24 protein-coding genes are annotated in these 25,822 nt (G+C 42.2%); 15 read left to right on the top strand and 9 right to left on the bottom strand.

What is annotated here, in order from left to right:
* Window positions 1-200 precede the first annotated feature (200 nt).
* From PSV17_RS00305 to PSV17_RS00250, 12 genes are all read left to right on the top strand, one after another.
* The gene (locus PSV17_RS00305; RefSeq protein ID WP_300478356.1) at window positions 201-1,388 is read left to right on the top strand and encodes an O-succinylhomoserine sulfhydrylase; all 1,188 of its coding nucleotides are present in this window, start codon (window positions 201-203) and stop codon (window positions 1,386-1,388) included.
* A gap of 134 nt (window positions 1,389-1,522) precedes the next feature.
* The gene (gene gyrA / locus PSV17_RS00300; RefSeq protein WP_300478354.1) at window positions 1,523-4,171 is read left to right on the top strand and encodes a DNA gyrase subunit A; all 2,649 of its coding nucleotides are present in this window, start codon (window positions 1,523-1,525) and stop codon (window positions 4,169-4,171) included.
* A 47-nt stretch (window positions 4,172-4,218) separates the two neighbouring features.
* Window positions 4,219-5,301 carry a 3-phosphoserine/phosphohydroxythreonine transaminase gene (gene serC / locus PSV17_RS00295; RefSeq protein WP_300478352.1) on the top strand — a complete coding sequence of 361 codons (1,083 nt, stop codon included), beginning with the start codon at window positions 4,219-4,221 and terminating at the stop codon, window positions 5,299-5,301.
* Window positions 5,302-5,314: 13 nt separating this feature from the next.
* Window positions 5,315-6,397, top strand: a complete 1,083-nt coding sequence (gene pheA, locus PSV17_RS00290) for a prephenate dehydratase (protein ID WP_300478351.1) — start codon at window positions 5,315-5,317, stop codon at window positions 6,395-6,397.
* Between the two features lie 29 nt (window positions 6,398-6,426).
* On the top strand, window positions 6,427-7,563 hold the full coding sequence (gene hisC / locus PSV17_RS00285; RefSeq protein WP_300478349.1) for a histidinol-phosphate transaminase: 1,137 nt from the start codon (window positions 6,427-6,429) through the stop codon (window positions 7,561-7,563).
* Window positions 7,564-8,634, top strand: a complete 1,071-nt coding sequence (gene aroG, locus PSV17_RS00280) for a 3-deoxy-7-phosphoheptulonate synthase AroG (RefSeq protein WP_300478347.1) — start codon at window positions 7,564-7,566, stop codon at window positions 8,632-8,634.
* Window positions 8,635-8,796: 162 nt separating this feature from the next.
* Window positions 8,797-8,868, top strand: coding sequence for a pyrroloquinoline quinone precursor peptide PqqA (gene pqqA / locus PSV17_RS00275; RefSeq protein ID WP_012777389.1), 72 nt, complete (start codon window positions 8,797-8,799; stop codon window positions 8,866-8,868).
* A gap of 141 nt (window positions 8,869-9,009) precedes the next feature.
* On the top strand, window positions 9,010-9,942 hold the full coding sequence (pqqB, locus tag PSV17_RS00270; protein WP_300478346.1) for a pyrroloquinoline quinone biosynthesis protein PqqB: 933 nt from the start codon (window positions 9,010-9,012) through the stop codon (window positions 9,940-9,942).
* Between the two features lie 9 nt (window positions 9,943-9,951).
* Complete coding sequence (gene pqqC / locus PSV17_RS00265; protein ID WP_300478343.1) at window positions 9,952-10,725, top strand: pyrroloquinoline-quinone synthase PqqC; 774 nt, start codon at window positions 9,952-9,954, stop codon at window positions 10,723-10,725.
* Between the two features lie 34 nt (window positions 10,726-10,759).
* Window positions 10,760-11,041 carry a pyrroloquinoline quinone biosynthesis peptide chaperone PqqD gene (gene pqqD, locus PSV17_RS00260; RefSeq protein WP_300478340.1) on the top strand — a complete coding sequence of 94 codons (282 nt, stop codon included), beginning with the start codon at window positions 10,760-10,762 and terminating at the stop codon, window positions 11,039-11,041.
* Window positions 11,042-11,089: 48 nt separating this feature from the next.
* Window positions 11,090-12,319, top strand: coding sequence for a pyrroloquinoline quinone biosynthesis protein PqqE (gene pqqE, locus PSV17_RS00255; protein ID WP_300478338.1), 1,230 nt, complete (start codon window positions 11,090-11,092; stop codon window positions 12,317-12,319).
* An 87-nt stretch (window positions 12,320-12,406) separates the two neighbouring features.
* Window positions 12,407-13,603: a multidrug effflux MFS transporter gene (locus tag PSV17_RS00250; protein WP_300478336.1), complete on the top strand. Its 1,197-nt coding sequence runs from the start codon at window positions 12,407-12,409 to the stop codon at window positions 13,601-13,603.
* Window positions 13,604-13,659: 56 nt separating this feature from the next.
* On the opposite strand, the gene PSV17_RS00245 is transcribed toward PSV17_RS00250, so the two are convergent.
* The 8 genes from PSV17_RS00245 to PSV17_RS00210 all read right to left on the bottom strand — a co-directional run bounded on the left by PSV17_RS00245 (window position 13,660) and on the right by PSV17_RS00210 (window position 20,813).
* Window positions 13,660-14,154: a YgjP-like metallopeptidase domain-containing protein gene (locus PSV17_RS00245; RefSeq protein ID WP_300479030.1), complete on the bottom strand. Its 495-nt coding sequence runs from the start codon at window positions 14,152-14,154 to the stop codon at window positions 13,660-13,662.
* An 89-nt stretch (window positions 14,155-14,243) separates the two neighbouring features.
* On the bottom strand, window positions 14,244-14,567 hold the full coding sequence (gene fdxA, locus PSV17_RS00240; protein ID WP_300478334.1) for a ferredoxin FdxA: 324 nt from the start codon (window positions 14,565-14,567) through the stop codon (window positions 14,244-14,246).
* Window positions 14,568-14,663: 96 nt separating this feature from the next.
* Window positions 14,664-15,947: a sulfate adenylyltransferase subunit CysN gene (gene cysN / locus PSV17_RS00235; protein ID WP_300478332.1), complete on the bottom strand. Its 1,284-nt coding sequence runs from the start codon at window positions 15,945-15,947 to the stop codon at window positions 14,664-14,666.
* On the bottom strand, window positions 15,948-16,892 hold the full coding sequence (gene cysD, locus PSV17_RS00230; protein ID WP_300478330.1) for a sulfate adenylyltransferase subunit CysD: 945 nt from the start codon (window positions 16,890-16,892) through the stop codon (window positions 15,948-15,950).
* Window positions 16,893-16,915: 23 nt separating this feature from the next.
* A complete protein-coding gene (locus tag PSV17_RS00225; RefSeq protein WP_300478326.1) occupies window positions 16,916-17,674 on the bottom strand; it encodes a phosphoadenylyl-sulfate reductase in 759 nt (252 codons plus the stop codon).
* Complete coding sequence (locus PSV17_RS00220) at window positions 17,674-18,291, bottom strand: DUF934 domain-containing protein (RefSeq protein WP_300478323.1); 618 nt, start codon at window positions 18,289-18,291, stop codon at window positions 17,674-17,676. Before PSV17_RS00220 ends, PSV17_RS00225 begins: the two co-directional genes overlap by 1 nt.
* The gene (locus PSV17_RS00215) at window positions 18,288-19,970 is read right to left on the bottom strand and encodes a nitrite/sulfite reductase (RefSeq protein ID WP_300478320.1); all 1,683 of its coding nucleotides are present in this window, start codon (window positions 19,968-19,970) and stop codon (window positions 18,288-18,290) included. The genes PSV17_RS00220 and PSV17_RS00215 overlap by 4 nt, the downstream gene beginning before the upstream one ends.
* Window positions 19,971-20,042: 72 nt before the next feature.
* Complete coding sequence (locus PSV17_RS00210; protein WP_300478317.1) at window positions 20,043-20,813, bottom strand: sulfite exporter TauE/SafE family protein; 771 nt, start codon at window positions 20,811-20,813, stop codon at window positions 20,043-20,045.
* A gap of 169 nt (window positions 20,814-20,982) precedes the next feature.
* Between PSV17_RS00210 and cysB the strand changes: the two genes are divergently transcribed.
* The 3 genes from cysB to PSV17_RS00195 all read left to right on the top strand — a co-directional run bounded on the left by cysB (window position 20,983) and on the right by PSV17_RS00195 (window position 23,695).
* The gene (gene cysB, locus PSV17_RS00205; protein WP_300478314.1) at window positions 20,983-21,912 is read left to right on the top strand and encodes an HTH-type transcriptional regulator CysB; all 930 of its coding nucleotides are present in this window, start codon (window positions 20,983-20,985) and stop codon (window positions 21,910-21,912) included.
* Window positions 21,913-21,939: 27 nt separating this feature from the next.
* Window positions 21,940-22,494: a DUF302 domain-containing protein gene (locus tag PSV17_RS00200; protein WP_300478312.1), complete on the top strand. Its 555-nt coding sequence runs from the start codon at window positions 21,940-21,942 to the stop codon at window positions 22,492-22,494.
* Between the two features lie 145 nt (window positions 22,495-22,639).
* Window positions 22,640-23,695 (top strand): NAD(P)-dependent alcohol dehydrogenase, encoded by a 1,056-nt coding sequence (locus PSV17_RS00195; protein WP_300478309.1) that lies wholly within the window; start codon window positions 22,640-22,642, stop codon window positions 23,693-23,695.
* A gap of 96 nt (window positions 23,696-23,791) precedes the next feature.
* Here the strand turns inward: PSV17_RS00195 and PSV17_RS00190 are convergent, their stop codons facing one another.
* On the bottom strand, window positions 23,792-25,678 hold the full coding sequence (locus PSV17_RS00190; protein WP_300478306.1) for a methanol/ethanol family PQQ-dependent dehydrogenase: 1,887 nt from the start codon (window positions 25,676-25,678) through the stop codon (window positions 23,792-23,794).
* Window positions 25,679-25,822: the final 144 nt, after the last annotated feature.

Raw genomic sequence — 25,822 nt, 5'->3', positions numbered from 1 at the left:
GGTCTAAGATGAAATTGCGCTGATTTGAGTGACTTAACTTAATCAAGGTCTTACTCAGCTTGCGGGCGCATAATAAATACAGCTAAAGCGAGTTTAAAAAAAGAACCCGTTTTGGCTAATGCTTAAACGGGTTTTTTAATGTCAAGATCCTTGCTAAATTAACATTTTTTCAATGGTCTTGAAGTGAAATGAGAATAACGATGACAACAAACCAATACCACCCTGAAACATTAAGCGTACGCGCGGGTAACGAGATGACAGATTTCGGTGAAAACTCTGAAGCCTTGTTTTTAAATTCTAGTTTTAGATTTAACAGTGCAGCTCAAGCAGCAGCACGTTTTGGTGGCACTGAGCCAGGTAATATTTACTCAAGATTTACCAATCCGACTGTCACCATGTTTCAAAATAAATTAGCCGCCTTAGAAGGTGCGGAGCAGTGCGTGGCAACCTCTAGCGGTATGTCGGCGATTCTAGCTTGTGTCATGGGTTTATGTAGTGCTGGCGACCATATAGTGGCTTCACGTAGTATTTTTGGTACTAGCGTTCAGCTGTTTAGCAATATCATGGCGCGATGGGGTTTGCAGGTCACTTATGTTGCATTGACGAATCCTGCTGAATGGCAAGCGGCTGTTACGCCAAAAACTAAACTATTTTTTGCTGAAACGCCATCAAACCCGATGACTGAAGTTGGCGATATTCGTGTCTTGGCTGATATTGCACATCAAGCTGGTGCCTATCTCGTGGTGGATAATTGCTTCTGTACACCCGCGGTTCAAAGGCCACTTGAGTTGGGTGCTGATGTTATTATTCACTCAGCGACCAAGTATATTGATGGTCAGGGCAGATGTTTGGGTGGCGCAGTGCTTGGCAGCAAGAAGTTGATGGAGCCTGTTTATGGTTTCTTGCGCACGGCAGGTGTGACCATGAGTGCATTTAATGCTTGGGTGTTTTTAAAGGGTTTAGAAACTTTATTCATTCGCATGGAAGCGCATGCTAAAAATGCACTAGTATTGGCGACATGGTTAGAAGCCCAGCCACAGGTAGCGCGTGTCTTTTACCCAGGATTGAAATCTCATCCGCAACATGCACTCGCTATGCAACAACAGAGCAATGGTGGCGGTATAGTGAGTTTTGAAGTTAAGCCAAAAGCTGGTCAAACAGCTCAAGAAGCCGCATGGGCGTTGATTGATGCAACCAAACTGATTTCGATAACAGCAAATCTTGGTGATGCAAAAAGCACCATTACGCATCCAGCCACTACTACGCATAGCCGCGTAAGTGCAGAAGCGCGAGCAGCAGCAGGAATCCAAGATGGATTGGTAAGAATTGCCGTCGGCTTAGAGCATGTGGAAGACTTAAAAGCAGACTTGTTTTTACTCACACAATAGTGCTTACAATACGTGCTCAACTCTAGAGCACGTATTGTAAGTAGCTAATCGTTAATCACTGTTAGCGCTACTAATTTGCACTCTTTTTGTGCTAAAATAATGGCACATAAAAACCATTAAAAGTTAGTTCGCACATGGATCAATTCGCTAAAGAAACCCTACCCATCAGCCTAGAAGATGAGATGCGCAGATCGTATCTCGATTACGCAATGAGTGTTATCGTAGGGCGCGCTTTACCGGATGTACGTGATGGTTTAAAGCCAGTGCACCGTCGGGTTTTATTCGCGATGCATGAGCTTTCAAACGACTACAATAAACCCTACAAAAAATCTGCGCGTATCGTGGGTGATGTTATCGGTAAATACCATCCGCATGGCGACACGGCTGTTTACGACACTATCGTTCGTATGGCGCAGGACTTCTCGTTGCGCTATATGCTGGTGGATGGTCAAGGTAACTTCGGTTCTGTCGATGGTGATAACGCTGCGGCGATGCGATATACCGAAATCCGTATGTCGAAAATCGCACATGAATTGTTAGCTGATATTGACAAAGAAACCGTTGATTTTGGCCCTAACTATGATGGCAGCGAGCATGAGCCGCTCATCATGCCTGCACGTATTCCAAATCTACTGATTAACGGTAGTTCTGGTATCGCTGTAGGTATGGCAACTAATATTCCGCCACATAATATCAATGAAGTACTAGATGCTTGTTTCGCGCTGCTTAAATATCCTGAAATGGGCATAGAGGAACTGATTGAGTTAGTGCCAGCACCAGATTTTCCAACAGCAGGTATTATTTACGGCACAGTGGGTGTTAAAGAGGGTTATCGCACAGGCCGTGGTCGTGTGGTGATGCGTGGTCGCACACACGTTGAAGATTTAGAGCGCGGTGGTCGTCAGGCTTTGATTGTCGACGAACTGCCGTATCAAGTGAATAAAAAGACCTTTGTCGAAAAAATCGCTGAATTAGTTAACGAGAAGAAAATCGAAGGTATTTCTGATTTGCGCGATGAATCAGATAAATCGGGTATGCGCGTGGTAATTGAGCTTAAACGCGGCGAGATTGCAGAAGTTGTATTAAATAACTTATACAAACAAACGCAATTGCAAGATACGTTTGGTATGAATATGGTGGCCTTGCTAGATGGTCAACCACGCTTGCTCAACCTGAAACAAATGCTAGAGGCGTTCTTGCGTCACAGACGTGAAGTAATTACACGTCGTACAGTGTTTGAATTGAAGAAAGCACGTGCACGCGGCCATATTTTGGAAGGTTTAGCCGTTGCTCTTGCTAACGTGGATGAGATGATTGCTATCATCAAAGCTGCGCCAACGCCGCCTGAAGCTAAAGTAGCTTTGATGGCGAAAGCTTGGAAATCACCAGTGGTTGAAGAAATGCTTAAACGTGCCGCGATGGAAGCTTCACGCCCTGAAGGTTTAAGCGTTGAGTTTGGTTTGATGCCAAATGGCTATCATTTAAGTGATGTACAAGCGCAAGAAATCTTGCAAATGCGCTTGCAACGCTTAACTGGTCTTGAGCAAGATAAAGTTGTCAGTGAGTATAAAGAAGTCATGGATATTATTGCTGACTTACTGGATATTTTGGCAACACCTGCGCGTGTGACGGCTATCATTAACGATGAGTTAACTGAAATTCGTAAACAGTTTGGCGATAAACGCCGTAGTGAAATTGTAGTAAATGCACAAGATTTATCATTAGAAGACTTTATCACCCCGCAAGATGTGGTTGTAACGCTTTCTCATACAGGCTACGTAAAATCTCAACCGCTTGATGAGTACCGTGCACAGCGCCGTGGTGGCCGAGGTAAGCAAGCGGCACAAACTAAAGAAGACGATTTTATCGACAAGATGTTTGTCGCAAATACGCATGATTACATCTTGTGCTTTAGTAGCCTAGGTCAAGTGTATTGGTTAAAAGTTTACGAAGTGCCACAAGGTAGCCGCACTGGCCGTGGTAAGCCAATTGTGAACCTATTCCCGCTTGAAGAAGGTGAGAAAATTAACGCGATTCTTTCTGTAAAAGAATTTGACGAAAACCACTTTATTTTCATGGCAACTTCACAAGGTACAGTTAAGAAAACGCCACTATCTGATTTTGCCAACCCACGTAAATCAGGCATTATCGCCATCAACTTAGATGAAGGCGACTTCTTAATTGGTGCTGAAATCACTAACGGCGCAAACGACGTTATTTTGGTTTCAAACGGCGGTAAAGCAGTTTGGTTTAGCGAAGATGACGTACGTTCAATGGGTCGCGCTACTCGCGGTGTTCGCGGTATGAAGCTTGCGGACAATCAGCAAGTATTATCCTTGCTCATTGCGGATAATGATCAGCAGTCAGTGTTAGTGGCTACGGAAAATGGTTACGGTAAACGTACTGTATTATCGGATTTCCGTCATTCTGGTCGAGGCACGCAGGGCGTTAAAGCGATTGCAATCAGTGAGCGTAATGGCTTGGTGGTAGCGGCTAAATTGGTCAACGAAGATGACGAAATTATGTTGATTACCACTGGCGGCGTGTTGATTCGTACTCGTGTAAAAGAGATTCGTGAATTAGGGCGCGCAACACAAGGTGTCACGTTGATTAATCTGGGTGAAGGTGAGAAGCTTTCTGGACTTGAGAAAATTGTTGAGTCTGACGACCCTGAGTCAGAAATTGATGCAGATGCAACGGTAGAGTTAGCTGCGTCCGCTGAATCTAGTTCAGAAGTTGAATCTGATACAAATGACAGTGCGGAAGCAGATGATAACGCTTAACTTTATAAAGTAACTTCCAGATAAAAATTTTAAAAGAAATATTCAGAATGACTCAGATTTTTAATTTTTCTGCAGGACCTGCAGTATTGCCGAAACCGGTCTTAAAGCGTGCTCAAGCAGAAATGTTGGATTGGCATGGCTCTGGCATGAGTGTGATGGAAATGTCACATCGTGGTAAAGAGTTTATGAGTATTTTGGTCAAAACGGAGGCTGATTTACGTACGCTGTTGAATATACCAAGTAATTACAAAGTATTGTTTTTGCAAGGAGGTGCGATTGCTGAAAATGCGATGATTCCTCTAAATTTACTTGGCGGCAAAGCCGCAGATTATGCGGTGACTGGTGGTTGGAGTAAACGCAGTGTTGAAGACGCCAGCGCATATGGAAGAATTAACGTAGTAGCCAGCACGGAAGCTGATAAATATACCTACGTGCCTGAATTCTCTAGCTGGAAATTGAACAAAGATGCGGCATATTTGCATATTTGTACTAATGAAACCATGAGTGGCGTAGAGTTTTTAGACTTACCAAACACCCATGGCGTACCTGTTGTCGCGGATATGTCTTCACATATTCTTTCACGTGAGATTGATGTGAGTCAATACGGCGTGATTTACGGTGGCGCACAAAAAAATATTGGCCCTGCTGGTTTATGTATAGTGATTGTGCGTGAAGACTTGCTCGACAAAGCTTCACCACTTACCCCAGCTGTTTTTAATTGGAAAACACAGGCTGAGAATCACTCAATGATTAATACACCAGCAACTTATAGTATCTATATTGCAGGCTTGGTGTTCGAGTGGTTACTAGAGCAGGGTGGCGTAGCTGCCATTGAGAAAGTCAATATTGAAAAAGCCAAGTTACTTTATGACTATATCGATTCAACAGATTTTTATGTGAATCATGTGGCGGTTAAAAATCGTTCGCGCATGAATATTCCTTTCTACTTGGAAGATGAATCACTCAATGATGCATTTTTGCAAGGCGCACAAGAAAATGGCTTATTGCAACTTAAAGGTCATCGCGCTGTCGGCGGTATGCGCGCTAGTATCTACAATGCAATGCCGATTGAAGGTTTACAGGCACTAGTTTCCTATATGAAAGCATTTGAAAGCAAAAACAGTAAATGATGGAATATTGGGTATGAGCGAACAGCTTAAACAACATCGCGATCAAATCGATGCCATAGATGAGCAAGTGCTCAAGCTTGTTAACGAGCGTGCAAAGCTAGCCCGCGCCATTGGCAGCCTAAAAGATGATGGTGTTATTTATCGTCCAGAACGTGAGGCGCAAGTGTTGCGTCGTTTGCAGGCAAACAACCAAGGCCCGTTAGCTAATGAGGCTGTAAGCAATATTTTTCGTGCTGTGATGTCGAATTGCCGTGCGCTAGAGAAAGAACTTGCAATAGCTTTCTTAGGCCCGCTCGGCACATATAGTGAAGAAGCCGCTTTAAAGCAATTTGGCTTAGGTAGAAGTGCCGTGGTTTGCGGCTCAATTGATGAGGTATTTCGTACGGTTGAGGCGGGACAGGCTGACTATGGGGTTGTGCCAGTTGAAAATTCTACTGAAGGTGCAATTGGCTTAACTTTAGATTTACTTTTGTCTAGTGGGCTGAAAGTGTGCGGTGAAATCACACTACCTATTCATCATTGTTTACTCTCTAAACAAACTGACATTAGTCAAATTTCCCATGTGTTTTCGCATACGCAATCGTTAGCGCAATGCCATGAATGGTTAAGCAGAACATTACCAAAGGCTGATCGGGAGGCTGTAACGAGTAATGCACGTGCTGCGCAAATGATTCATGATTTGGTTTCTACTGATGGTACCTTTGCCGCGGCGATTGCTAGCAAACGTGCTGCCGAGCTGTTTGAGTTGAATATACTCGCAGAAAATATTGAAGATGATGCAAAGAACACGACGCGTTTCCTAGTATTAGGCTCGCATGATGTAGCGCCATCTGGTCGTGATAAAACCTCGTTAGTCATGACATCTAAAAACATTCCTGGTGCGATGGTTCAGTTATTAGAGCCACTTTCTAGGCATGGCGTGAGTATGACTAAATTCGAATCTCGTCCTTCTAAACAAGGGCTTTGGGATTACGTATTTTTTGTTGATATTGAAGGTCATCAAAATGATGCAAAAGTACAAGCGGCATTAGCCGAATGCCAACAACGTGCATCTTTCCTCAAAGTGCTGGGATCTTACCCAGTGGCTGTTATTTAAGCTTTATTTAGGTTTTTAAGGTTTCTCGTATGAGTACGTCTAGTAATCACTCCACTAAAAGCATTGTGGCAACATTAGCGCCAGAATATATTAAGGCGATTGCAGCCTATCAAGGCGGAAAACCAATTTCGGAGTTGGCGCGTGAAATGGGTTTGCAAGTCGAAGATATTGTAAAACTTGCTTCTAATGAAAATCCATTAGGAATCAGCCCTAAGGCTGAGTTTGCCATACAAGAAGCCTTGCTTGATATTGCACGTTATCCTGATGGCAATAGTTTTGCCTTACGTGACGTTGTTAGCAAAAAGTTTAATGTTGCACACGATCAAATAGTTTTCGGTAACGGTTCTAACGATATTTTAGAGTTAGCTGCGAGAGCTTTTTTAACCGCAGGTTGCGAAGCTATTTACTCTGAGCATGCTTTTGCGGTCTATCCATTAGTCACGCAAGCGACAGGTGCAACGGGCGTAGTGGTGCCAGCAAAAAATTATGGACATAATTTGCCTGCAATGCTTGCAGCAATTACTGCCAAAACACGCATCATCTTTATTGCCAACCCTAATAATCCCACCGGTACATTATTGGGCAAAGCTGAATTATTGGCGTTTTTAAAGCAAGTACCAAAAACGGTATTAGTGGTGCTCGATGAAGCTTATGACGAATATCTATCTGCCACCAACAAATCTGAAGCGATTGCCTGGTTGAGTGAGTTTGATAATTTAATTATTTCACGCACTTTATCAAAAGCTTATGGTCTTGCAGGATTACGAGTTGGTTTTGGTTTGTGCCACGCAGATATTGCAGATTTAATGAATCGTGTGCGTCAGCCATTTAATGTTAACAGTGTTGCACAAGCTGCGGCTGTTGCTTCACTTGAGGATGACGACTTTGTTGAACGCTCTTATGCGCTAAATCAGGCAGGAATGATGCAACTGACACAAGGCTTTAACAAATTGGGGCTAGAATATATCCCAACATTTGCTAACTTTGTGAGTTTTGCTGTTAAAAACGCAGCACAAGTGAATCAAAAATTGTTACAAAATGGTGTCATAGTTAGACCCATTGCCAATTACGGAATGCCAGACTATCTAAGAGTGAGTATTGGACTATTCAGTGAAAATGCACGTTTTCTAGAAGTTTTAGAACAAATTTTAAAAAGTAATGAATAAATGAGCGAATATAAAAAGCTAGCCACAGACGATGTACGCATTCGTGAAATTAAAAAGCTAATCACGCCTTTAGAGCTATTGGATCGTCTGAAAGAAAGCCCTGATTCAACGCAAAATATCTTAGCCACACGTCAGGAAATTCATCGCATATTACATCAAGGGGATGACCGTTTATTAGTCGTTGTAGGTCCTTGTTCCATACACGATACCAAAGCTGGCTTGGAGTATGCACACCGTTTGATGGAAGTGCGTGAAAATCTGCAAAAAGATTTATTGATTGTGATGCGCGTTTATTTTGAAAAACCACGTACCACCGTAGGCTGGAAAGGATTGATTAATGACCCACATCTTGATGGCAGTTATAAAATTAATGAAGGTTTAGAAATTGCACGTAAATTCTTACTGGATGTGAATGAGTTAGGGATGCCTGCTGGTGCTGAATTCCTAGACATGATTACACCGCAATATGTGGCTGATTTAGTCAGTTGGGGTGCTATTGGCGCGCGTACTACAGAATCTCAAGTGCATCGCGAGCTTACATCTGGATTGTCTTGTCCAGTAGGCTTCAAAAATGGCACCGATAGTGGTGTACGTGTTGCGATAGACGCAATTAAAACCGCTTCTAGCCCACATCACTTTTTATCGGTGACTAAAGAAGGTCAATCAGCTATTTTCTCAACCTCAGGTAATGAGGATTGCCATGTTATTTTACGTGGTGGAAAAACACCAAATTACGATGCTAAAAATGTCAATGAAGCTTGTGAAAGCTTGTCGGAAGCTGGTCTTAAGCCAATATTAATGATTGATTGCAGCCATGGAAATAGCAGCAAAAACTATTTGCGTCAGAAGGATGTAGCACAAAATATTGCGCAGCAACTAACTGACGGTGACCATCGTATTATTGGCGTAATGTTGGAGTCACATCTCAGTGAAGGTCGTCAGAATCACATACCAGGCTGTGAGTTAGATTACGGAAAATCTATTACTGATGCCTGTTTAGGCTGGGAAGATACAGTAGATATGCTCAATGTACTGGCCTCAGCAGTGCGAGCGCGTCGTCAGCAAAAGTAGTTAACTTCCCTATATCTATGGCATCATGAATTTACTTAGTCGTTAATCAGTAACTTTGCAGTGTTGCTATGTCTGAATAGAGCGCATTATTCATTCCACGTTGTAGCGATAAATAAATGAGCAGCAACGAATTTAATTAACTACTAAAAAAAGGAATTTATCATGTGGACAACACCAGCAGCTACAGAAATGCGTTTTGGCTTTGAAGTTACAATGTACGTAATGAACAAGTAATTAGCATTAATGTTAAATAAAAAAGGCTGCCGTAAGACAGCCTTTTTTTATAGAAAAAGCTGTCTTCAAAAAATAAAGTAAGCCTTTTATAATAAGGTTTTTTTATTAAAATTAATTACTTACGTAGAATTGTAGAGATAAATGCATATACATGTTTTAGGCGCAGGCGCAGGTGGTGGTTTCCCACAATGGAACTGTAATTGTTTTAATTGTGATGGATTGCGCAAAGGTACGATTAAGGCGACTAAACGCACGCAATCATCTATTTGCGTGAGCAGTGATGGGGTTAACTGGGTGTTGTTTAACGCTTCCCCAGATGTTTTACAACAAATTCAAGATTTTCCAGCCTTACAACCAGCACGTGCGATACGTGATACAGGAATTCAAGCGATTGTTCTGATTGACGCGCAAATTGACCACACCACAGGTTTATACATGTTGCGTGAAGGTACCGTTAAGCGTGAAATTTACTGTACTGATATGGTCTATGGTGACTTAACCTCTGGTAATCAAGCGCTCAATATTTTGGGCTATTACTGCGGTATCAATCATCACCAAGTGCCTATTGATGGTAAAACTAGTTTTACCATCCCGAATGTGCCTAATCTTAAGTTTACATCAGTCTCGCTCAAAAGCGCTGCACCACCTTATTCGCCACATCGTAATGATCCTCAAGCGGGGGATACCATTGGTGTATTGATTGAAGAGGTTAGCACAGGTAAAAAATGCTGGTATTCACCTGGCTTGGCTGAAATTGAACCTCATTTACCTGAGCTGATGGATCAGGCCGATTGCATTATGGTGGATGGTACATTCTGGACAAATACTGAAATGATTGACATGGGTTTAATGACCAAAACCGCTCGCAGTATTGGCCATAATCCACAATCAGGTGAAGGCGGTATGATTGAAAAGCTAGATGAGTTTGGCCTTAAAAATGGCCAAGCCGTTAGAAAAGTTTTGATACATATCAATAACACAAATCCAATTTTAAGAGAAGATTCTGCCGAGCGTGCAACGCTTACCCAGCATGGCATAGAAGTCGCCTATGATGGTATGGACATCATTCTTTAGGAGAACAAAATGAACGCAATCGCAAACGATAAATTATCTCAAGAGTTACCTTGGACACGTGAAGAATTTGAAGAAAAGCTGCGTGAAAAAGGTAAGGGGTACCACATTTATCATCCGTTTCATGTGATGATGTATGAAGGTAAATTGACCACAGAGCAATTGCAATGCTGGGTTGCGAATCGTTTTTACTACCAAATTGCTATTCCAATGAAAGATGGAGCAATTCTTTCAAACTGCCCAGATGTTGATGTGCGTAAACAATGGATAGTGCGTATTACTGACCATGATGGCGTGGGTGATATTGTAGGTGGAATAGAGGCATGGATTCAACTCGGTGCAGCTGTAGGTCTGAGCCGTGAAGATGTTGTGAGCTTGAAAATGGTGAGCCCAGGTGTACGTTTTGCGGTGGATGCTTATATTAACTTTGCTAAACAACGCCCTTGGCAAGAATCAGTATGCTCAAGCTTAACCGAACTATTTGCGCCGCACATACACCAACAGCGTATAAGCTCATGGCCTACTATGTATCCGTGGATTAAAGAAGAGGGTTTGACTTACTTTAAAAAACGTCTCACTGAAGCACGTCGTGATGTAGAACAAGGCTTGGATGTAACGCTTAACTACTTTAGCACTTCACGTGAAATGCAAATGAAAGCGCTCGATATTTTGCAGTTTAAATTGAATATACTTTGGGTGATGGCTGATTCCATCATGCTGGCTTCAACGCTTGATATTAAAATTGATGGTAAAGATTATTTCCATCAGCCAGTTATCAACTTTTAGACTCTAATTTATAGAATAGTATTCGACCAAAATCATGGAAATAAGCATTCAACATTCAGATATTTACGCGCTTGCGTTTCACCATCGTTTTCAGTGGGAGGAGGCGCAACAAAGTTATGTGATACTTTTCCCAGAAGGCATGGTCAAACTGCATGGTGGCGCGGGTGAGGTAATTAAGCGCGTGGATGGCAAGGCCAGCGTAGGCGATATTGTTGCTGACTTGAAGACTAATTTTCCTGATGCGGTGGGCATAGAAGCTGACATTATTGGTATGTTTGAAATGGCTTACGGAAAAGCTTGGATTCGTAAAGTTTAGGTTCAGAATTCAATTGCCTGTCGCGAGTTGAATATTTAGGAGCAGTAAATGACACAAACTTCACTTGGTGAATCAGTGGTACAAAAAGAGTTGCATGCACAGGCACAGAATAACGGTGTTGCAGCTAATCTTACCCAAACTCAGCCACTTTGGTTATTGGCTGAAGTGACTTATCGCTGCCCGCTACATTGCGCCTTTTGTTATAACCCGACTGATTACGACAAGCATACACAAAATGAGTTGACTACAGAGCAGTGGATACAAGCTTTACGTGATGCGCGCAAAATGGGTGCGATTCAGCTAGGCATTTCTGGTGGTGAGCCTTTACTGCGCGATGATATTGAAGATATTGTAATTGAGGCTAGAAAGTTGGGTTATTACAGCAACCTTATTACCTCTGGCGTTGGCTTAACTGAAAAGCGAATTCAAGCATTTAAAGAGGGCGGCTTAGACCACATTCAGCTTTCTATGCACGATATTACTGAAGAAATTAATAATTTCATCACCAACACTAAAACGTTTGAGCTAAAGAAAAAAGTTGCTGCCATGATTAAAAATCATGGCTATCCAATGGTATTAAACGTGGTAATACACCGCTACAACATCGGTCATATGAAAGAAATTTTGGAAATGGCTGAAGCGCTAGGTGCTGATTATATTGAGCTTGCTAATACGCAATATTACGGATGGTCATTGGTGAATCGCAGCCAATTGATGCCACTCAAAGAACAAATTGATGAAGCAGAGCGCATCACCAATGAGTTTCGTGAAAAAGTCGGCAGTAAAATGAAAATATTTTTTGTGGTGCCAGATTACTTTGGCGACCGCCCTAAGAAGTGTATGAATGGCTGGGGTGAGGTATTTATGATAGTCACTGCCAATGGCGATGTATTGCCCTGTCACTCCGCGCGTGTATTGCCGAATATGGCGTTTCCAAATGTGCGTGAAAAAGGTTTGGAGTACGCTTGGAAGGAATCGCCAGCTTTTAACAAATACCGTGGCACTGCTTGGATGAAAGGCCCATGCGTGACGTGCCCAGAGAAAATGAATGATTTAGGCGGTTGCCGTTGCCAAGCATTTTTATTGACAGGCGATGCAGAAAGCGCAGACCCAGTGTGCTCGCTTTCACCTCATCATCATTTAATTGAAAAAGCCATTGAAGACAGCAAAAATCCAGTCATAGCCAATCAACCCATTATTTTTAGAACTGATAAGAACTCTAAAAAATACGCAGCGGGCGATAAGGAGCGGATAGAAGAGTTTCATGCCTTACCGTAAGCTTTAGCAGATATAGCTAGGTTTTAACAGTTATAATAGAAAGCGTGCAGCAATATTAGCTAGCGAGCTTTTTTATTTTCCTGATATATGAAAACTCAATCTAACCATTCTCATTCCAATCTTTTAGTTTATGTGCTGGCAAGCCTTGCGGCGCTTGCTCCGTTTGCAATTGATACCTATTTGCCTGCATTCCATGTGATGGGTGCGCAACTCGGTGCAAGTGATGTGCAAGTTCAGCAAAGCCTTACATTTTATCTGTTACCATACGCGCTCATGACCCTATGGCATGGCGCAATTTCTGATTCAATAGGTCGCATCACCACTATCAAATGGGGCTTAGGTGTATTTGTGTTGGCATCTATAGGTTGCGCCTTTGCACCTAATATCGAGACGCTGTGGTTCTTTCGGGTTTTACAAGGTATTTCGGGCGGTGCGGGAAATGTGGTGGCGCGTGCAATGGTGCGTGACTTGTTTGAAGGGGCACAAGCACAGCGCGTAATGGCGACGGTGCAAATGTTATTCGGTATTGCACCTGCGGTTGCGCCAATCATTGGCGGTTTATTATTGGGAATTCATTGGCAGGCCATTTTTATCTTTTTAGCGTTATACGCGGCTCTTAGCTTATGGGCAGCTATTCGTTATTTACCTGAAACGATGCCAGTTGAGAAACGCATGCCAGTCTCTGCTAAACAAGTCATTAAAGACTACAAAGTGATATTTGGCGATAAAGAATTTAATTATGTTGTATTAGCACTTAGTGCAAATTTTGCAGGTTTTTTTCTATACGTGTTAGCTAGCCCAGTATTTTTAGTTAAGCAGTTAGGTTTTACTGAACATCAATTTGGCTACATGTTCTTGCCTACCGTTTGCGGAATGATCTTGGGTTCATACTTAGCAAAACGAGCTGCAGGGCGTTATGCAAGGCAAAAAGTGGTTAAAGTTGCCTACCTTTGGATGGCTACAATGGTCATATTAAACGTACTGATTTGCTATTTATTACCCACACAACCTTTATATAATATTTTGCCGATTGCCTTATTTAACATCGGCATGGCATTAGCAATGCCAATACTTTCACTTGTTGCTTTAGACCGCCACCCCAGAATTCGAGGTACTGCTGCTTCAGGTCAAGCATTTATACAAATGCTACTATCGACTGTCTCCGCTGGTTTGGTTGTGCCCTTTGTTTGGTATGCGCCATCTGGTTTAGCATTGGCGATGGCGGGCTATTTGATATTTGGCTGGCTGATGATTCGTAAGAGTAAATTTTATAACCATCAATAGGAAGAGTTTTTAGCATTACAGCGGAGCATTGATTTGCTTCAACTCTTGTCCTAATTTCAACTCTCTGTTTTCCAAAGTAAATACACACGACAATCAAACTCTAGTTGGTGATAGTTTGGCTCCATATGTTGGCAGAGTTGATAAAATGCCTTGTCGTGATCACGTACTTTTAGATGGGCAAGTTCATGTACCACAATCATTTTTAAAAAATCGGCAGGTGTTTCTTTAAAGAAAGAAGAAATTCGTATTTCTTTTTTAGCCTTAAGCTTGCCACCCTGCACGCGTGAGATTGCTGTATTCAGGCCTAGCGCATGATGGTCGATGGTTAAGCGATTGTCATAATGCACTTTGTCTAGCAATGGTGCATTACGCAAATAGGCTTGTTTCAACTCATTGCTGTAGATATACAGGGCTTTGTCAGTTTGAATTTGGTGCGACTCTGGGTAGCGTTGCGCGATATATTCGCCCAGCATATTTTGAGATTGCAATTGGCGAATTTTATCCTGCAGTGATGCAGAGTAATGCTGCAAATATTTGAGTGGGGTTGGCATCATAAAGTATTAATGTAAAAAGGAGACTTATGTCTCCTTTTTATCTGGTGCAGTTTTTAACTAAAATTCTTTAGTTAAAAGTCTGTCATTTATTCAATCAATAAATCACGTTTACCGGGTACGCCATTCATTGCTTCTGCATCATCCAAGGCCGCTTTACGTGAAGTAATGACTGGCCATAACTCTGCTAAACGCGCATTTAAGGCGATAAACTCTTGTTGGTCTGCTGGTACATCATCCTCGGCAAAAATTGCTTCAGCAGGGCACTCTGCAACGCATAGTGTGCAATCAATACACTCATCAGGGTTGATTGCTAAGAAGTTAGGGCCTTCTACAAAGCAATCTACAGGGCAAACATCAACGCAATCAGTAAATTTACATTGAATACAGTTTTCAGTGACGACATAAGTCATTTTTAGATCCTTAACAGCTATAAAGCGTAAAACGCTATTTTATTTGAAATTTAATTAATTTGCATGGCTTAATTGTTGCGCTACATCAATCAAGGCTTAAACAATCATTCCAGCACCAACCGTATTGTTGGTACTTTCGTCGATAACAATAAACGCACCAGTTGCGCGGTTAGCACTGTAACTATCAACCATGAGAGGTTGTGCTAACTTGAAGGTAATGCGCGCAATATCATTCATTTTTAGGTCAGAAGTCGCTTGCTCTTCAAGCGTATTAACATCAACCTTATACGCAATAGTGCCGACTTTAGCTTTAGACTCGCGCGTCGTGTGACGAATTACATAAGTGCGAGCAGGGGACAGTGGTGTTTCTGACAGCCAGCAAACAAACGCTTCGATTTGTTTCACAGGTTCAATTGAGCTGCCAGTTTTTACAATCATGTCGCCGCGAGATGTATCGATTTCGTCCTCTAGTAATAGTGTGACGCTTTGCTCAGTTTGTGCGCTTCGTAATTGCTCATCACCAATTTGAATCGCTTTAACTTTAGATTGGTAGCCATTTGGTAACACAGTCACAGCATCGCCTACAGCAATGTTGCCGCTTTCGATTCTGCCCATAAATCCTCTAAAGTCGTGCAAATCTGCATCTGCACTGGCATGTGGGCGACATACAAATTGCACTGGGAAGCGGAATTCTTCATCGCCTTCTGTATGGGCAGCTGGCGCTGACTCTAGAATTTCCAGCAAGGTTTCGCCTGTGTACCAAGGCATGTTATCTAAACGGTCGACCAACATATCGCCAGCTAAGGCTGACATAGGAAGGAATTTGATGTCTCTGGCTTGTGCAAAGCCAATTTCATTGGCAAATGTTAAATAATCTGCACAAATTTTGTCGTAAGTGGCTTGGTCGTAATTCACCAAGTCCATTTTATTAACAGCCACCACAATGTGCTGAATACCAACCAAATGCGCTAAATAGCTATGGCGACGTGTTTGCGTTAATACGCCACGACGTGCATCAATTAAGATAATCGCTAAGTTGGCTGTTGAAGCTGCAGTCACCATGTTGCGAGTGTATTGTTCGTGGCCTGGCGCATCGGCAATAATGTATTTACGAGTGCCTGTACTGAAATAGCGATAGGCTACATCAATGGTAATGCCTTGCTCACGCTCAGCTTGCAAGCCATCTGTGAGTAATGATAAATCCACTGCTTCCATACCGCGCTTTTTCGAGGTGTTGGAAATTTGCGTTAATGTATCCGCCAAAATGGTTTTGGTATCAAATAGCAAACGGCCGATAAGCGTACTTTTGCCGTCATCGACAGAGCCGCAGGTCATAAAGCGCAAAAGACTATCGTTATGTTGTTTTGTTACATTGCTCATTTAGAAATAGCCTTCTTTTTTACGTTGTTCCATTGATGCATCAGAGGTTTGGTCATCCAAGCGCGTTGCGCCACGTTCTGTAATAGTGGATGTTGCGGTTTCAAGTACAATTTTTGATACTGTGTCTGCGTCAGAAATCACAGGCGCTGTACAGCTGATATCACCTACAGTTCTAAAGCGTACTTGCATATTGATGATTTCTTCACCAGCTTTCACAGGATTGGTCACTTCGCCATTCACAAGGGGCACATTCACTGGCACGATTGAGCCGCTACGCATGACGACATCACGTTGATGTGCGAAATAGATACTTGGTAATTGTAGCTTTTCACGTTCGATATATTGCCAAACGTCCATTTCTGTCCAGTTGGAAATAGGGAAGGCACGAATGTTTTCGCCTTTATGTGAACGAGCGTTGTATAAGCTCCACAACTCTGGGCGCTGATTTTTCGGATCCCATTGACCGAACTCATCGCGGAAACTCATGATGCGTTCTTTAGCGCGGGCTTTTTCTTCATCACGTCGTGCGCCGCCAATACAGCAATCAAAACCAAACTCTTCAATCGCCTCAAGTAAGGTGACAGATTGATGTTTGTTACGAGATTCATCGGCTGATTTCAACACGACAGTGCCGCGTTTCATTGAATCTTCAACAGAGCGCACAATTAAGCGTTCGCCTAATTCGGCAGCGCGTTGATCGCGGAAATCAATCACTTCTTGATAATTGTGACCTGTATCAATATGCATTAATGGAAACGGAAAGCGACCTGGACGAAAGGCTTTTTCAGCCAAACGTAAAATACATAGTGAATCTTTACCACCTGAGAACAGTAATACTGGATTAGAACACTGTCCTGCAACCTCACGAAGAATATAAATAGCTTCGGATTCTAGCCAATCTAAATGCGACAGAGGTTGGTGATTTGTTTTTTCTTTATTTAACATATTCAATAGCTTACTTTATATAATTAATTCTTTACGTGAAGTCCACATTCTTTGTTTAGTGGGTCTTCCCACCACCATCTGCCAGCACGAATATCTTCCCCCATCGCAATTGCGCGCGTACATGGTGCGCAACCGATACTTGGGTAAAACTGATCGTGCAGTTGGTTATAAGGTACTTCGTGCATGCGTATGTATGCCCAAACTTCTTGCTCTGTCCAATCACTTAATGGATTAAACTTTTCAAGTTTGTTGCCTTCATCAAATTCGCGCACTGGTAAGCTCGTTCGCGTTGTGGCTTGTGCCGCGCGCATACCAGTCACCCATGCAGCTTTGCCTTTAAGTGCGCGTTGCAAAGGTTCTACTTTACGCATATGGCAACAGCTTTTACGCAAATCAATACTTTCATAAAAAGCATTAATGCCGTTAGACTTAACGTAAAACTCGACCGTGGCGGCTTGTGGGAAATACACATTAAGCTTTGTACTGTAATGCTTTTCAGTTTCTGCAATCAAATCATACGTTTCAACTGGTAAACGACCTGTATCGAGTGAGAAAATCTCAATCGCTAGCTGATTTTTTAAGATGATGTCAGTTAACACCATGTCTTCTGCACCAAAGCTATTGGCGAAGGTAATTGCTTTTAGCTCAGCGCTAGCATCGCGCAATAACGCTATTACTGCAGCAGCTTTTGCATTCACGCTGGCAACAAGTACATCAGTTAATTCAGGCTTAGTAGCAGGATTGCTAGCCGCTGGTTTGAGCATAGAAACGGTGCTAGTCATTACGCAATCCGGTTGTAGCGTTTAAACACAGGGCGAGGTTCATCCACCGCACCTTGGTATGGGTTGGTAAAGTCATTCAAGCTGGCTAATGCTTCTGTTGCTGAGCGATCTGCACGAATGAGATAGCTGGTAAAGCCGCTACGTTTAAAAAAGTATAATTGGTCGCGTAGCACGTCACCGATAGCGCGTAATTCGTTTTTAAAGCCATAGCGTGAGCGTAATAGGGTGCCTAGAGAAAATATGCGGCCATCAGCAAAACGTTCTACGTGTACGGCGATAATTGGCAAGCTATTTAAATCGCTTACGCTAGCCACTAAATCTTCTAAAATTTCATGGGTATCAACCCACACGCCGATTTCATTGCTGGTCATACGGTCTTGTAGTTCGGCTTTGCGCGCGATAAATACGCTTAAAGGCACAATTACTTTGCCAGTGCTTGGAATCTCAGTATTCGCAATTTGTTCGGCTGAAACAGTTTTCTCACCTGTGAGCCTGAATAAAACTACTTTACCCGCTTGTTTACGCTCTTCAACTTGACTTGCAGGTAGTTTGACAACTGTCCATTCATTTTCTGAAATGCTGGCAACGCCATTATTTAGCGTGATTAGATTACTCATGCTGCTACTCCTGCTTTTGCTGTGCTTTTGTCTGCATAAACATGTGCCTTGAATGGCGCAACACCCAGACGGCGTACCGTATCTATAAAGCGCTCTTCAGGTGTGCGCTCTTGAATGTAAACGTCAATCAGTTTTTGGACTACGGAAGGCATTTCTTCAGCAGAGAATGATGGGCCAATGACAGAGCCCAAGCTTGCGTCGTTACCTTGGCTACCACCAATGCTGACTTGATACCACTCAGAACCATCCTTATCGACACCTAAAATGCCGATATGACCGACATGATGATGGCCGCAGGCGTTCATGCAACCTGAGATATTGAGTTCAATATCACCAATGTCATGCAAGTAGTCTAGATTATCAAACTGCATTTGAATCGCAGTGGCAATCGGAATGCTTTTTGCATTAGCCAATGAACAGAAATCGCCACCTGGACAGCAAATAATATCTGTTAACAAACCAATGTTTGGCGTTGCTAAACCATTTGCGCGGGCTTTTTCCCAAACAGCAAACAAGTCGCTAAGTTTGATGTCGGCTAAAATTAAATTTTGCTCGTGTGAAACGCGTAATTCGCCAAAGCTGTATTGGTCGGCAAGATCTGCAACAACATGCATTTGTTCAGAACTTGCATCGCCAGGCGCTGTGCCATGTGGTTTTAATGAAAGCGTAACAGCTCGGTAGCCTGCAATTTTATGTGCATGTACGCTACGTTTAACCCATGCGGCAAAGGCAGGGTTGCTTGCAATCGCCGCATCAAAGCCAGCATCATGCGTTGGTAGCGTTTCATAAGGCATCGCTTCAAAATACTTACTAACGCGCTCTAACTCACCTTCAGGAATCGTGTTAGGCGCATCTTTTAAGTGTGACCATTCCGCCTCAACTTGGCGTTTAAACTCTTCAATTCCTAACGCTTTTACTAAGATTTTGATACGAGCTTTATAAGAGTTATCACGGCGACCATGTAGGTTGTAAACACGAATAATCGCTTCGCAGTAGGTGAGGGCATGTTGCCACTCTAAATGCTCTTCAATCACAGTACCTAGAATCGGCGTACGGCCTAAACCACCGCCAACCCATACTTTAATTGCAAGTTTGTTAGCGCTGTCTTTGTAAAACTCCATACCAATATCGTGCATTTGCACCACAGCACGGTCATCGCGAGTGCCAGAAACGGCGATTTTGAACTTACGTGGTAATAACGCGAACTCAGGGTGGAATGTGCTCCATTGGCGCATAATTTCAGCCATTGCGCGAGGGTCAACCATTTCATCTGGCGCAACGCCAGCGAATTGATCGGTAGTAATGTTACGAATACAGTTGCCTGAAGTTTGAATAGCATGCATTTCAACCGTGGCTAATTCAGCCAATATTTCAGGCACATCTTCCAATTTAGGCCAATTTAATTGCAAGTTTTGGCGGGTGCTGAAATGTCCGTAACCTTTGTCGTATTTGCTAGCGATGTCGCCCAATTTATGTAGCTGCTTGCTCGATAGCATGCCGTAAGGCACGGCAATACGCAACATAGGCGCTTGACGTTGAATATACAGGCCGTTTTGTAAGCGTAGCGGACGGAACTCATCCTCGCTAAGTTCGCCTGCTAAATAACGACGTGTTTGATCACGATATTGCGCAACGCGCTCATCGACGAGTGTCTGGTCTATTTCATCATACTTATACATGTTGTGCTTTTCTTAATCCTAAAAACTTAACTATTATCTATATGGCAGTGCCGCGCTAGGTAACTTGATATTTTAATGGAAAACGAGTTTTAAGCCCACAAATATCAATATTAATGCAAGTGCAATGCGTACCCAGTGTTCAGCCACTTTTGAACTCAAGTGGCTACCAATCCAAATACCCGGAATAGAGCCGATTAATAAAGTGCCAAGTAAGCTGTAATCAACTGTACCAATGCTGGCGTGTCCTAGTCCAGCAACTAAAGTTAACGGCACCGCATGAGCGATATCTGAACCAATGATGGTGAGAATAGATCTTTTCGGGTAGATAATCAGTAACGCAGTTACCCCTAAAGCGCCAGCGCCAACAGATGTTAGCGTAACTAAAGCCCCTAAAACTATTCCTAATATGACTGTTAAATAAGGTGTCAATTTTTCATTCACTAAATGCTCTTTGCTGGAGAATTTAACTAACTGATTGCGGAATAAAACTGAAAGTGATGTGATTAATAATGCGATGCCCAGCCAAAACTTAATGGTGTTCACAGCTGCATCTGAGGCAATGTCTTGGTTGCGTAAATATAGCGTTGTTAAAATAGAAGCGGGAACACTACCAAATGCTAAGAGTCGTACTATTTTCCAATCTATATTGCCGAGTTTGCCGTGCGCAAAAATACCTACACTTTTCGTTACTGATGCGTAAAGTAAGTCTGTACCGACTGCTAAAGCTGGTTTTACGTGAAAAAATAACACGAGAATGGGTGTCATAAGTGAACCACCGCCAACTCCAGTTAAACCTACTAGCAAGCCGACTACAAAGCCAGCAACAATATAACCAAATTCCATGTGGAGTACCCGTTAATTAAAGCAATTTATTCTTAAGACTGCGCACTATATCAGGTATAAAATATATTTTTTAGAATATGTCATTCTATATGTATAATTTTTAGTTATATTGAATTGCTTAACTTTGAAATAAAGACATGAAATAAAAAGACAATGAAATGATAAAACTATGAAACTACAACAATTACGCTATCTCAATGAGGTGGCTCGCCAAGACCTTAATATCACGAATGCTGCAGATGCTTTATATACCTCTCAGCCGGGTGTGAGTAAGCAGATTCAACTGTTTGAAGAGGAGATTGGCTTACAGGTGTTTTTACGAAATGGTAAGCGCCTTACAGGCATTACTGAGCCAGGTGTACAGATATTATCTTTGGCAGCAAAAGTGATGCATCAAATTGATAATATCAAACGTGTCGGTGATGAGTTTAGTAATATTGAAACAGGCACCTTGACCATTGCGACTACGCATACTCAAGCTCGTTATAAATTGCCGGCGGTTGTAAAAGCATTTATGACGGCTTACCCACACGTTAAGTTAAACATTCATCAAGGCAACCCTAGCCAAGTGGCTGAACAAGTTGCAAAAGGTGATGCAGATGTTGGCATTGCGACTGAGTATATTAGTGATTTTGAAAACCTATTATGCCTGCCTTGTTATGAATGGAACCGTTGCGTGGTGGTGCCGCATGGTCATCCATTGCTACTAGAAGGTAAGCTAACACTTGAGAAGCTAGCGGAGTATCCTTTAATTACTTACGATTTCGGCTACACAGGCGGTAGCTTGGTATCAAAAACATTTAGCGAAGCGGGTGTTTCGCCAAACGTTGTGTTAACGGCAATTGATGCCGACGTGATTAAAACCTATGTGACATTAGGGTTGGGTGTAGGTTTGCTGGCTAATATGGCGTATGACCCTGAGCGCGATTCGAATTTGGCGATGGTAGATGTTAGTCATCTGTTTCTTAATAGCACGACTTATTTAGGTGTTCGTAAAGATGCGTTCTTGCGTGGTTTTATGTATGGTTTTATTGAGCTTATGGCACCAAAATTTAATCGCAAAGCAGTGAATGAGGCAATGAAAATTAGTGGCAATTAATCCACTTTAAAATATTTGGAGTGTTAGATGCTTAAATTTTTATTAGTATCGACTTTATTTTTAGTAGGGAGCGGCTGTGCCGTAGTAAAGCCAGCTAAATATGAGAAAGTAGAGTTGTCTGGCCAAGTTGGAGCCGGTATGCCCCACATAGATAACACGACCGCAATCTACGAACTAGCGGTGCATGAAGGTGTGAGTTATCAAGATGTAGTGGATAGCCTGAAAAGCCTCTCAGAGGGAAAGAACTTTGTTAATCCAGCTAATTTCCCTATTGGCGAACACATCAAAAAACGTGGTATTGACCCGCAAGGCATCAAGGAAGTGCACAGCTTTTGCAATCTGAGTTTAGGTACCGATATTTTTTTAGATCATCCTGAATTTTTGGTATTTGCGCCTTGTCGCATCGCTCTCTATGAAAAACCTGATGCAAACAAAAAACTAAGACTGTTTATTGGTTTAGCAAGGCCAACTTATGATTTGAGAAGCATCAAAAATCCAACACTGCGTGCCCAAAAAGCCGCTCAAGAGTTAGAAAATACTTTGCTGGAAATTATAGATAAGGCAAGTAGGGGAGATATTTAATAGTTTCATTTTCTCATACCGTTATGTGCGCTAAGTCGCGGATATAGATTTGTAATTACTGTAATCTAAAGTGGAATTTTTATACTTATTTGGTTGAATGTTGACTAAAGGTATTCAATTAATAACATTACCTTAGGAGAAAGATATGGCTAAAAATATAATCGGCTATGCAGCTCGCTCAGCAACTAGTGCAATAGAACTCTTCCAGTTTCAGCGTCGTGACTCACGAGCAAACGATGTAGAGATAAAAATTCTTTACTGTGGCGTATGTCATTCAGATTTGCATCAAGCACGTAATGATTGGGGTAATAGTCTCTATCCAATGGTGCCAGGTCATGAAATCGTTGGAAAAGTCATAAGCGTTGGTTCTGCTGTGAGTAAATTCACAACAGGCGATACAGTGGGCGTAGGCTGCATGGTTGATTCCTGCCAAGTCTGTTCAGCTTGCGAGAAAGGTTTGGAGCAATATTGTGAAAGCCAAACCACACTCACTTATAACGATATTGATCGACATGACAAGCAACCTACCTTCGGTGGCTACTCCGAAACAATCGTTGTTTCGGATAAATTCGTGCTCAATATCCCAGAAAGTTTAAACCTAGAAGCTGTAGCTCCTCTATTATGTGCAGGAATCACAACTTGGTCGCCATTGCGACATTGGAAAGTGGGTAAAGACAGTAAAGTGGCTGTGATTGGACTTGGCGGCCTTGGGCACATGGCCTTGAAACTTGCAAAAGCACTTGGGGCTCATGTCACACTCTTTACACGTTCAGAAGGAAAAGAAGCGGATGCTCGTCGTTTAGGCGCCGATGAAATCGTACTTTCGACGAATGAAGCTGAAATGGAATCTGTAAAAGGAAAGTTCGATCTAATTATAGATACAGTGCCGTATATCCATGATTTGAATCCATACATTCCTACACTTTCATTAAATGGCACATTGGTGCTGGTTGGTTACTTGGGTGGTTTAGAACCAGCTTTAAACACTATGCCTTTAATTTTAGGCAGAAAAGCAGTGGCCGGATCTTTGATTGGTGGCATTGCTGAAACGCAGGAGATGCTAGATTTTTGCGGTGAACACAACATCACCTCAGATGTGGAGATGATTAAGATGCAGGATATTAATGAAGCTTATGAGCGGATGCTTAAAAGTGATGTGAAATATCGTTTTGTTATTGATATGGCGACACTGAAAGCCTAATTTTTACTGATTTGATAAAAAAAGAGCCAACGTAAAGTTGGCTCTTTTTTCGCTTTTACTTAACTATTTAATTAACAACTGCTATTTACTTAAAAACTATAGGCTAAACACATTCATTGCACCGCCACCTGGCGCTGCATTGTACTTAGTTAACTCTTTGTAACCACCAGCGGCACCTAGGCCATCGGTTTCATTGGTTAAGCCTAGGTTCATTGCAACACCAGCCCAGCCACCAATACCTGATAGCACTCCAACGTATTGTTTACCTTTGTGACCATAGGTAATGGCATTACCAACAACGCCAGAGCCTACTTGGAATTTCCAAAGCTCTTTACCTGTTTTGGCATCAAGTGCTTTAACCCAACGATCTAAAGTGCCGTAAAACACTAAGTCTGAAGCTGTTACTAATGCGCCGCCCCAAGCTGAGAATTTTTCTTTGTTATACCAAGCAGATTTACCTGTTAAACCATTCCAAGCCATAAAGCCGCCCATTACACCATCAGGGCCAGCAAACATGGTTAATGTTGAACCAACCCATGGTTGACCAGCTACGTATTTAGATTCAACTGGCTCATAAGTCATACATACATGGTTAAGCGGTACGTAGAACATTTTTGTGCGTGGTGAGAAAGCTGAAGGTTGTTCATCTTTAACGCCTAATGCAGATGGGCAAATGCCTTGCGCGTTGTAGTCTTGGTGAGTTGAGTATTTTGGGTCTTTAATCGGCACACCTGATTTCATGTCGATAGAAGTTGCCCAGTTAACGAAAGGATTCATTTTTTTAGCGACTAACAAAGTACCATCAGTACGGTCAAATGTATAACCAAAGCCGTTACGGTCGAAGTGAGATGCTAATTTTTTGCCATTCGCATCCCATAAAACAATTTCATTCATACCATCATAATCCCACTCATCGTGAGGTGTCATTTGGTAGCCCCATTTTGCCATGCCTGTGTCTAAGTCACGTGCAAAAATAGTCATAGACCATTTGTTATCACCAGGGCGTACATCTGGATTCCAAGTGCCTGGGTTACCAGTACCGTAGTACATCAAGTTAAGCGCTGGGTCATATGAGTACCAACCCCATGTAGGGCCGCCACCTGTTTGCCATCCCTCTTGTCTAGCTTGTGGTTTTAACCAAGTTCTTACGCCTAAATTAGCTTCTGGATATTTCAGCTTTTCTTTAGGAATAGCCTTGAATGAGCCACCTAGTTTATTGCCGCCGTTCACATCTTGATAAACTGATAATGCACTATAGTGCGGATTTGCTGTATTGAAGTCTTTCCCAATCAACATTTCTTCGTCTGGCCCCGTGCTATAAGCGCGCCAAATCAATGCACCATCTTTAATGTTGTATGCAGTGATATAACAACGCACACCAAATTCACCACCTGAACAGCCTGTAATGACTTTGTCTTTGAATATATGCGGGGCATTAGTGTTTGATGAGCCTGATTTAGGGTCAGTTACTTTTGTATCCCAAATAACCTTACCTGATTTTGCATCTAGCGCAACAAGTACACCGTCATTTTGTTGCAAGAAAATCTTGCCATCGCCATAACCTAAGCCTTTGTTGACGTTGTCGCAACATAATACTGCTTGAACACTTGCATCTTGTTTTGGAAAATATGACCAAACGATTTTTTGATCATTATTTAAGTCTAAAGCATATACATTATTGGGAAATGCCGTGTGGATGTACATCATGTCGCCAATCACTAACGGCGCGCCTTCATGACCACGGTTAACACCCGTTGCGAATGACCAAGCAAGTTTTAATTTCTTAACATTAGTTTTATTGATTTGTGACAAACGGCTATAACCAGTGTTGCTGTAATCTTTACGTTGTTGCGTCCACTGATTATCATCGTTCATTAGTTTTAATTGCTCGTCTTGAGCAAAAGCAGGTGTACTCATTAAGCCAAAAAGTCCTGCACTTAACGCTAGGCCAGCACCAAATTTACGTTTAAATTGATGGTTCATAATTTCCTCAAATATAATATTTTTTAAGTTATGTGTTGCTCATGTCGCGCACTCAAAAGTATTTTTAACGACTGTTGCAATGTAGTTATTGCAATTGATGTGCCAACATAAGAAATGAGCGATATAAAGTGGTTTAAGTTGAAT

This window comes from Methylotenera sp. (assembly GCF_029946165.1).
Classification (GTDB): Bacteria; Pseudomonadota; Gammaproteobacteria; order Burkholderiales; family Methylophilaceae; genus Methylotenera.
Note: the sequence above shows the minus strand (reverse complement) of the source record. Positions and strands in the feature narration are given on the sequence as shown.